Genomic DNA, 7,704 nt, shown 5'->3' with positions numbered 1-7,704 from the left:
CGGCGGCGGGCGCGACCTGGGCCGGCGCCGCAGTCTCGCCCGCACGCGCAGCGCCATTGCTGCGGCCGGCGCGCGACTGCACGCTGCGCAGCGCGCTGAAGGTCTCGCTCAGGTCGGGCGGCTGGTAGCGCACCTTCACCGCCTCGAGCTCCTTCAGCTCGCCGAGCGCGGCCTGCACGCGTTCGTCACGCAGGTCGTAGAAGCGCTCGACCCACTGGCGGGCCTGGGCGAGGTCCGCGGCGTAGCTGCGACCGTCGCGCGCCATCAGCGCGAGACGCGCGCTCAACAGCCGCAGCTTGAGGTTCTCGCGCAGGAAGGTGTTCTGCTCGGGTGCGAGCAGCACCGGATCCTCCTGATCGAGACGCTCGACGCGGATCAGGGTGCGGACCTCGCTCCAGGCGTCGGCCGCGACGCTCTGCGCGAAGCGCCACACCCCCGCCATCCAGCCCACGAAGCCGCCACCATCGGCAGGCCCCATCTCCGCACCCACCGCGGCCGCGGCCGGCAAGGTGCTCTCGAAGGCGAGCGGCAGCGTGTCGGCACGCTCGAGCATCAGCTCGAGACGCAGGCTGAGGCCGGAGACATCGAGCACCGGCAGCAGGCGCAGCTCCTCGATGTCGCGCACCAGCGCACGGCGCAGGGTGGCGAGCTGGCCGCGGTCATGGATCGCCAGGCGAGCATCGGCCTCCTGCAGGCCGATCAGCGCGGCCTCGACGTTGCCGGCGATCTGCAGCTGCTGCGACGCCAGCGCGACCGCCTGCTCGACCTCGGCAAGCACGCCGTCCTCGCGGCTGCGCGAGAATTCCTGGTACAAGGCCTCGAGCGCCTCGGCCTGGCCCTGGGTGGTCTCGACCCTGGACTCGAGCGCGCCGAGCTTGCCCTGCAGCGAGGCGATCACCTCCTGCTGCTGGCGCATCATGCCGCGCGCCTCGGTGGCGATGGTCTCGCCATCGGACAGGCGGCTGGCGATCTCCTCGCGCAGCTGGCCCGTCTGCACGCGCATCTCGCGTGCCTGCCAGACGGACCAGGCGGCCACGCCGATCGCGATCAGCGCCAGCAACAGCGCCCACCACGCGGCCGGGCTGCGGCCGGGCTGGTCCTCGGCTACGGTCGCGGCCGGCGCGGCGGAGGTGACCGGGTCGGCCTCGCCCGCGGCGCCGCGGGCCACGGGATCGCCCTCGGCTACAGGCGGCGACGTCTCGGGCACGCCCACCTCCTCGATGACGGGTCGGGTCTCCTCCGGGGCCGGCGATGCGGATGTCGTCGGCGGCGGCTGGGTCAGAGCGGGATTTTCTTGTCTCATGGTTCCACGTCTAGGCAAAGTGGCTTTCTAGGGCCTGCATCAAACCGTCGTCTCCGGCCGGCGTCTCGACCACCCGTTCGAAACCGGCCGCACGCGCCTGCGCGACGATGCGCGGGTGCGTGGCAAACACCGTCACGGCGCGCAGGGCGTCGAGCCCCTCCGCGCCGAGCATGCATTCCAGATTGCGGACGCCCTCGCTGCTGGTCAGCAGCAGGCCGTCGAGCTCGCCGCGCACCACCGGGCCGAGCAGCAGCGCCGGATCGGCCTCGGGACAGTAGCGTCGGTAACAGGTGACATATTCCACGCTGGCGCCGCGTTCGCGCAAGGTGTCGGCGAGCAGTTCGCGCCCGCCGTCGCCGCGGAAGATCAGCACCTTGCGGCCGCGCACCGCGTCGGCGGCAAATTCGGGCAGCGCGATCACGGCCTCGCTGTCGAAGCCGTCCTCGGGCGCGATGACCTCCGCGAAGCCCCAGCCCTGCATCACGCGCTGGCTGCCCTTGCCCACCGTGGCGACACGCAGGCGCGCTGGCCAGGTGCGCTGCGGCAGGATCGCACGCATGGCGTGATCGACGGCGTTGGGGCTGACGAAGAAGGCGAGATCGAACTCGTCGAGGCGTCCGACGATGGCCTGCAGCGGCGCCGGATCGAGCGCCGGGCCGACCGCGATCACCGGGAAACGCAGCGCATGCCCGCCGGCCGCCTCGATGCGCGCGCACAGACTCTCGGCCTGCTCGCGCGGCCGCATGACGACGAGGGTGCGCCCTGCGAGGGCACGCACGCACTGGAGATCGGAAGTTGCAGCCGGGGTCGTCACCGTGCGCCTCCCTTGCCGTCCGCTCAGCCGAGCTCGGCGAGGATCGCTTCCGCGCCCTGCGCCCGCAGGTCGTCGGCGAGCGCGCGGCCGAGCGCCTCGGCCTCGGCCGGCGCGCCCTCGCGTTCGGCGCGCACGATCGTGCTGCCATCGGGACGGGCGACGAAGCCGCGCAGCCACAGCCTGCCCTCGCGCATCACCGCGTAGGCGCCCAGCGGCACCTCGCAGCTGCCGGCGAGCGCACGCGCGACCGCACGCTCGGCGAGCACGCAGGCGGTGGTGTCGGCGTCGACGAGCGGCTGCAGCCAGCCGATCACGTCGGTGCGCGCGGCAAGGCATTCGATGCCGAGCGCCCCCTGCCCGGCCGCGGGCAGCGAGACCTCGGCCGGCATCACCGAGCGGATGCGCTCGCCGAGGCCCAGCCGGGTGAGGCCGGCGGCGGCGAGGATGATGGCGTCGTACTGGCCCTCGTCGAGCTTGCGCAGGCGGGTGTCGAGGTTGCCGCGCAGGCTGGTGACGCCGAGGAAGGGATACTGTGCGTGGATCTGCGATTCGCGGCGCAGCGAGGAGGTGCCGACCACGGCGCCCGGGGGCATGTCGGCGAGGCTCTCGTAGCGGCTGGAGACGAAGGCGTCGAGCGGCACCTCGCGCGCGGTGATGCAGGGCAGCGCGAACTCCGGCTCCATCATCATCGGCACGTCCTTCATCGAGTGCACCGCGATGTCGGCACGGCCGTCGAGCAGCGCGGTCTCGAGCTCCTTGACGAACAGGCCCTTGCCCCCGACCTTGGCGAGCGGGCGATCGAGGATCTGGTCGCCGCGCGTGGTCATGCCGAGCAGCTCGACCCGGCAGCCGGGATGGAGCGCCTCGAGGCGGGCCTTGATGTGTTCGGCCTGCCACAGGGCGAGACGGCTCTCACGGGTTGCGATGACGATGCGCTCGGGGCTGCTTTGACTCACGATCGGGATTCACCTGGAAAACGGGGACACAGGTGCGGAGGCGACAGGCGCCACGATGATGCATCGCAACATGACAGGATGCTGAATGCGTCCGCACGACTCGGCGCATTCTAGCACGGGGGCCGGCCGCGCCGGACGCCTGCGGGCGTGCGGCGGGCAGACACCGGCGTTCGCGATCGCCCCGGAACGGGCTGGAAAGCGCCGTGCTTGCGGTAAGCTTTGCGCTCCCTCCCATCAGAACCCGAACCCGAAGAATGAACCAGGACAAGGACGCTCCCCTCCGCGACGACATCCGCCTGCTCGGCCGCCTGCTAGGCGACACCGTGCGCGACCAGCAGGGCGAGGCCGCATTCGGCCTCATCGAACGCATCCGCCAGAACTCGGTGCGCTTCCGCCGCGATGACGACATCGCCGCGCGCCGCGAGCTGGAGGACATCCTCGACGCACTGTCGCGCGAGCAGACCATCCAGGTCGTGCGCGCCTTCAGCTATTTCTCCCACCTCGCCAACATCGCCGAGGACCAGCACCACATCCGGCGCAGCCGCGCGCACCTGATCGCCGGCTCGGCGCCGCGCGAGGGCAGCCTGGCGCACGCGCTGCAGCACGCGCTCGACAGCGGCGCGGCCGACCCCGCGGCGCTGGCGGGCTTCTTCGACGGCGCGCTGGTGTCGCCGGTGCTCACCGCCCACCCCACCGAGGTGCAACGCAAGAGCATCCTCAACTGCGAGACCGTGATCGCCCGGCTGCTGGATGCGCGCGACCGCATGCAGCTCACCCCCGAGGAGGCCGAGGCCAACGACGAGGCGCTGCGCCGCGCGGTGCTGACGCTGTGGCAGACGCGCATGCTGCGCACCGCCAAGCTGTCGGTGATCGACGAGGTCAACAACGGCCTGTCATACTTCGAGACCACCTTCCTGCGCGAGCTGCCGCGGCTCTACGCCAGCCTGGAGGACCGCCTCGCCGCCGCCGACCCGGCGCTGGGCGCGCCCGAGCTCGCCGCCTTCGTGCAGGTGGGGAGCTGGATCGGCGGCGACCGCGACGGCAACCCCTTCGTCACCGCCGAGGTGCTCGAGCGCGCGCTCGCCATGCAGTGCGCGGTCGCGCTCGGGCATTACCTCGACGAGCTGCACATCCTCGGCTCGCAGCTCTCGCTCGGCATCGGCCTGGTGTCGGCCTCGGACGCCCTGCTCGCGCTCGCCGAGGCCTCGCCGGACCACTCCCCGCATCGCAGCGACGAGCCCTACCGGCGCGCGATCTCGGGCATCTACGCGCGCCTGGCCGCCACCTACCGCAGCCTGCTCGGCCACGACCCGCTGCGCCACGCGGTCGCCGTCGCGCAGCCCTACCCGAGCGCGGCCGCGCTCGCCGAGGACCTCGACGTGCTGCACCGCTCGCTCGCCGCCAACGGCTCGGCCGCGCTCACGCGCGGGCGACTGCGCCAGCTGCGGCGCGCGGTGAAGGTCTTCGGCTTCCACCTCGCCCCGCTCGACCTGCGCCAGAACTCCGACGTGCACGAGCGCGTGGTCGCCGAGCTGCTCGAGCGCGCGTGCCCCGGCACCGCGTATTCCGGCCTCGACGAGGACGCGCGCTGCGCGCTGCTGCTGGAAGAGCTCGCCACCGCGCGCCCGCTCGCCTCGCCGCACGTGCGCTACTCGGACGAGACCGCGGGCGAGCTGGCGATCTTCCGCGCCGCGCGCCAGGCCCACCTGCGCTACGGCACGGCGGCGATCCACAACTGCATCATCTCCAAGACCGACGACGTCTCCGACCTGCTCGAGCTCGCGGTGCTGCTGAAGGAGGCCGGCCTGCTGCGCCCGCTCGAGAACGCGCTCGACGTGAACATCGTGCCGCTCTTCGAGACCATCGGCGACCTCGAGAACGCCTCCGGCGTGATGGAGCGCATCTTCTCGATCCCGGCCTACCGCGGCCTGCTCGAGGCGCGCGCCCACACCCAGGAGGTCATGCTCGGCTACTCCGACAGCAACAAGGACGGCGGCTTCCTGACCTCGGGCTGGGCGCTGTACAAGGCCGAGGGCGAGCTGGTCGACACCTTCGCCCGCCACGGCGTGCGCCTGCGCCTGTTCCATGGCCGCGGCGGCTCGGTGGGCCGCGGCGGCGGGCCGAGCTACCAGGCCATCCTCGCCCAGCCCGAGGGCGCGGTACAGGGGCAGATCCGCCTCACCGAGCAGGGCGAGGTGATCGGCGCCAAGTATGGCAATCCGGAGGTGGGCCGACGCAACCTCGAGGTGCTGGTCGCCGCCACGCTCGCGACCAGCCTGCGCCCGGCCAGCGCCGCGCCCACCCCGCCGGCCTTCCTCGACGCCATGCAGGCGCTCTCGGACGCGGCCTTCGCCGCCTACCGCGGCCTGGTCTACGAGACTGCAGGCTTCGAGCGCTATTTTTGGGAATCCACCGTGATCAGCGAGATCGCCGCGCTCAACATCGGCAGCCGCCCGGCCTCGCGCAAGAAGACCACCGCGATCGAGGACCTGCGCGCGATCCCCTGGGTGTTCAGCTGGTCGCAGTGCCGCGTGATGCTGCCGGGCTGGTACGGGTTCGGCAGCGCGGTGCGCGACTTCCTCGCCGCGCGCCCGGACGACGGCCTGGCCCTGCTGCAGCGCATGAACACCGAGTGGCCCTTCTTCCAGACCCTGCTGTCGAACATGGACATGGTGCTGTCCAAGACCGACCTCGCGATCGCCAGCCGCTATGCCGAGCTGGTCAAGGACGCGGCGCTGCGCGAGGCGATCTTCGGCCGGATCCGCGCCGAGCACCAGGCCACGGTGGACGCGGTGCTGCAGATCACCGGCCAGACCGAGCTGCTCGATGCCAACCCGCTGCTCAAGCGTTCGATCCGCAACCGCTTCCCCTACCTCGACCCGCTCAACCACGTCCAGGTCGAGCTGCTGCGCCGCCACCGCGACGCCGCCGAGGCGAACGGGATCGACGAGCGCATCCGGCTCGGCATCCACATCTCCATCAACGGCATCGCCGCGGGGCTGCGCAACAGCGGCTGAGCCGTCCTACAGCCCGAGCGCCTGCCGCACCGCCGGCCACTGCCGGCGGCTCACCGGCAGGCGCTCGGGAAGTTCGCGCAGCAACACCTCCCAGTGCGGCTCGGCCTCGCGCTCGCCATCTTTGTGCCCATCCCGCTCCGCCGCCCGCTCCACGCCCGCCACCGCGGCGAGCGCGACCAGGCAGTTGCGGTGCAGGCGCAGGAAGCGGCGCGGGAACTCCTGCTCGATCTGCACCAGCGCCTCGTCGAGCACGTACTCGCGCGCCGCGGTGCGCGCGGTGACGTACTTGAGCTCGGCGCGCAGGTAGAGCACCTCGGCCACCGGCACGAGCAGGATGCGGCCGCGCTCGGCCACGCTGAAGTGGCCGCGCTCGCCCACCGCCAGCGTGGCGAGCGCCTCCGCAGCGGGAGGCACGCGGCGCGCCCGCACGCGCTCGAGCGCCTCGGCCAGGCGCTGCGCGCGCACCGGCTTGAGCAGGTAATCCACCGCGGCGAGCTCGAAGGCCTGCACCGCGTACTGGTCGTAGGCGGTCACGAACACCAGCGCCGGCGGTGCCGGCAGGCGGGCGAGGTGGCGGGCGAGCTCCACCCCGTCCATCACCGGCATGCGGATGTCGGCCAGCACCACGTCCACCGCGGCATCCTCCAGCAGCCGCAAGGCCTCGACACCGTTGGAGGCCATGCCGGCGAGCGCGTTCGGCTGCTGCGCGCCGACGTCGCCGAGGAGGTCGCGCAGGCGCGCGCGCGCCGGCGCCTCGTCATCGACCACCAGCACGCGCAGCGCCTCGGTGGAAGGGGGTGCGGCTTCGTTCATGCGTTCTCCGTCTTCCAGGGCAGGCGGATCCGTACCCGGTAGCGCCCGTCCGCCTCGTCGATCTCCAGCCTCGCCTCGAGGTCGTGGAACAGCATCAGGCGCTCGCGGATGTTGTCCAGCGCCATGCGGTTGCCGGCATGATGCGCGCCCTGCGCGGCCGCCGGGTTGTCCACCTCGATGCGTAGCTCCCTGCCATGGCGGGCGATGCGGACGATCACCTCGCCCGCCTCGGCGGCGGGTTCGATGCCGTGGTAGACGGCATTCTCGAGCAAGGGTTGAAGCAGCAGCGAGGGCACGCGGGCGCGCAGCAGCTCCGCGCGCCCGCGTGCCCGGCTGCCCCCCGCCTCCCCGCCGTCGTCACCCTGTCCGCGCCGCACGTCGCCGCCGCGCTGCACGTCGTCACCAAACTCCCAGCGCACCATCAGGCGCTCGCCGAGCCGCAGGCGCTCCAGCCCGAGGTAGCGCTCGGCGAGCTCGACCTCCTCGGCCAGGTTGACGCGCTCGCGCCCGTCCTGCATCAGCGCGCGGAACAGGTCGGCGAGCTCCTCGAGCGCCTGCTCGGCGCGGCGCGGCTCGGTGCGGATCACGCCAAGCACGCCGTTCAGGCAGTTGAAGAAGAAGTGCGGGCGGATGCGCGCGGTGAGCGCGATCAGCCGCGCCTCGGCGAGCGCTGGCGACAGGCGCCGGCTGCGCCAGTCGAAATACGCCAGGCAGAGCGCCGCGGCGAGCCAGGCCCAGCCGAGCGGCCGCCACCACTGCACTGCCGGCACCGCGGCGAGCAGGCCGCCGGCAATCGCCTCC

Annotated in this window: 6 protein-coding genes; 1 reads left to right on the top strand and 5 read right to left on the bottom strand. The window is 72.5% G+C overall.

Annotated features, from left to right (window positions below; genetic code table 11):
* The 3 genes from C667_RS17875 to hemC all read right to left on the bottom strand — a co-directional run.
* Positions 1 to 1,207, bottom strand: a 1,207-nt coding sequence (locus C667_RS17875) for a uroporphyrinogen-III C-methyltransferase (protein ID WP_245538493.1), incomplete at its 3' end; no start/stop codon positions are given.
* 106 nt (positions 1,208 to 1,313) lie between these two features.
* Positions 1,314 to 2,048, bottom strand: a complete 735-nt coding sequence (locus C667_RS17870; protein ID WP_004373319.1) for a uroporphyrinogen-III synthase — start codon at positions 2,046 to 2,048, stop codon at positions 1,314 to 1,316.
* A gap of 92 nt (positions 2,049 to 2,140) precedes the next feature.
* A complete protein-coding gene (hemC, locus tag C667_RS17865; RefSeq protein ID WP_004373317.1) occupies positions 2,141 to 3,073 on the bottom strand; it encodes a hydroxymethylbilane synthase in 933 nt (310 codons plus the stop codon).
* 254 nt (positions 3,074 to 3,327) lie between these two features.
* Between hemC and ppc the strand changes: the two genes are divergently transcribed.
* Positions 3,328 to 6,090: a phosphoenolpyruvate carboxylase gene (ppc, locus tag C667_RS17860; RefSeq protein ID WP_004373313.1), complete on the top strand. Its 2,763-nt coding sequence runs from the start codon at positions 3,328 to 3,330 to the stop codon at positions 6,088 to 6,090.
* A 6-nt stretch (positions 6,091 to 6,096) separates the two neighbouring features.
* Here the strand turns inward: ppc and C667_RS17855 are convergent, their stop codons facing one another.
* Together C667_RS17855 and C667_RS17850 are read right to left on the bottom strand one after the other, a co-directional pair.
* On the bottom strand, positions 6,097 to 6,903 hold the full coding sequence (locus C667_RS17855) for a LytR/AlgR family response regulator transcription factor (protein WP_004373311.1): 807 nt from the start codon (positions 6,901 to 6,903) through the stop codon (positions 6,097 to 6,099).
* The coding region (locus C667_RS17850) for a sensor histidine kinase (RefSeq protein WP_004373307.1) at positions 6,900 to 7,704 on the bottom strand (805 nt) is incomplete at its 5' end. The genes C667_RS17850 and C667_RS17855, both read right to left, overlap by 4 nt.

Source organism: Thauera phenylacetica B4P (genome assembly GCF_000310225.1).
Taxonomy (GTDB): Bacteria; Pseudomonadota; Gammaproteobacteria; order Burkholderiales; family Rhodocyclaceae; genus Thauera; species Thauera phenylacetica.
The sequence above is the reverse complement of the archived record's forward strand: the minus strand, read 5'-3'. Positions and strand labels throughout refer to the sequence as shown.

What these genes read in the sequence shown, in the direction of transcription:
- C667_RS17870 (WP_004373319.1), bottom strand. Translation starts at nt 2,048, where the DNA reads ATGCGGCCGCGCGAGCAGGCCGAGAGTCTGTGCGCGCGCATCGAGGCG.
- ppc (WP_004373313.1), top strand. Translation starts at nt 3,328, where the DNA reads ATGAACCAGGACAAGGACGCTCCCCTCCGCGACGACATCCGCCTGCTC.
- C667_RS17855 (WP_004373311.1), bottom strand. Translation starts at nt 6,903, where the DNA reads ATGAACGAAGCCGCACCCCCTTCCACCGAGGCGCTGCGCGTGCTGGTG.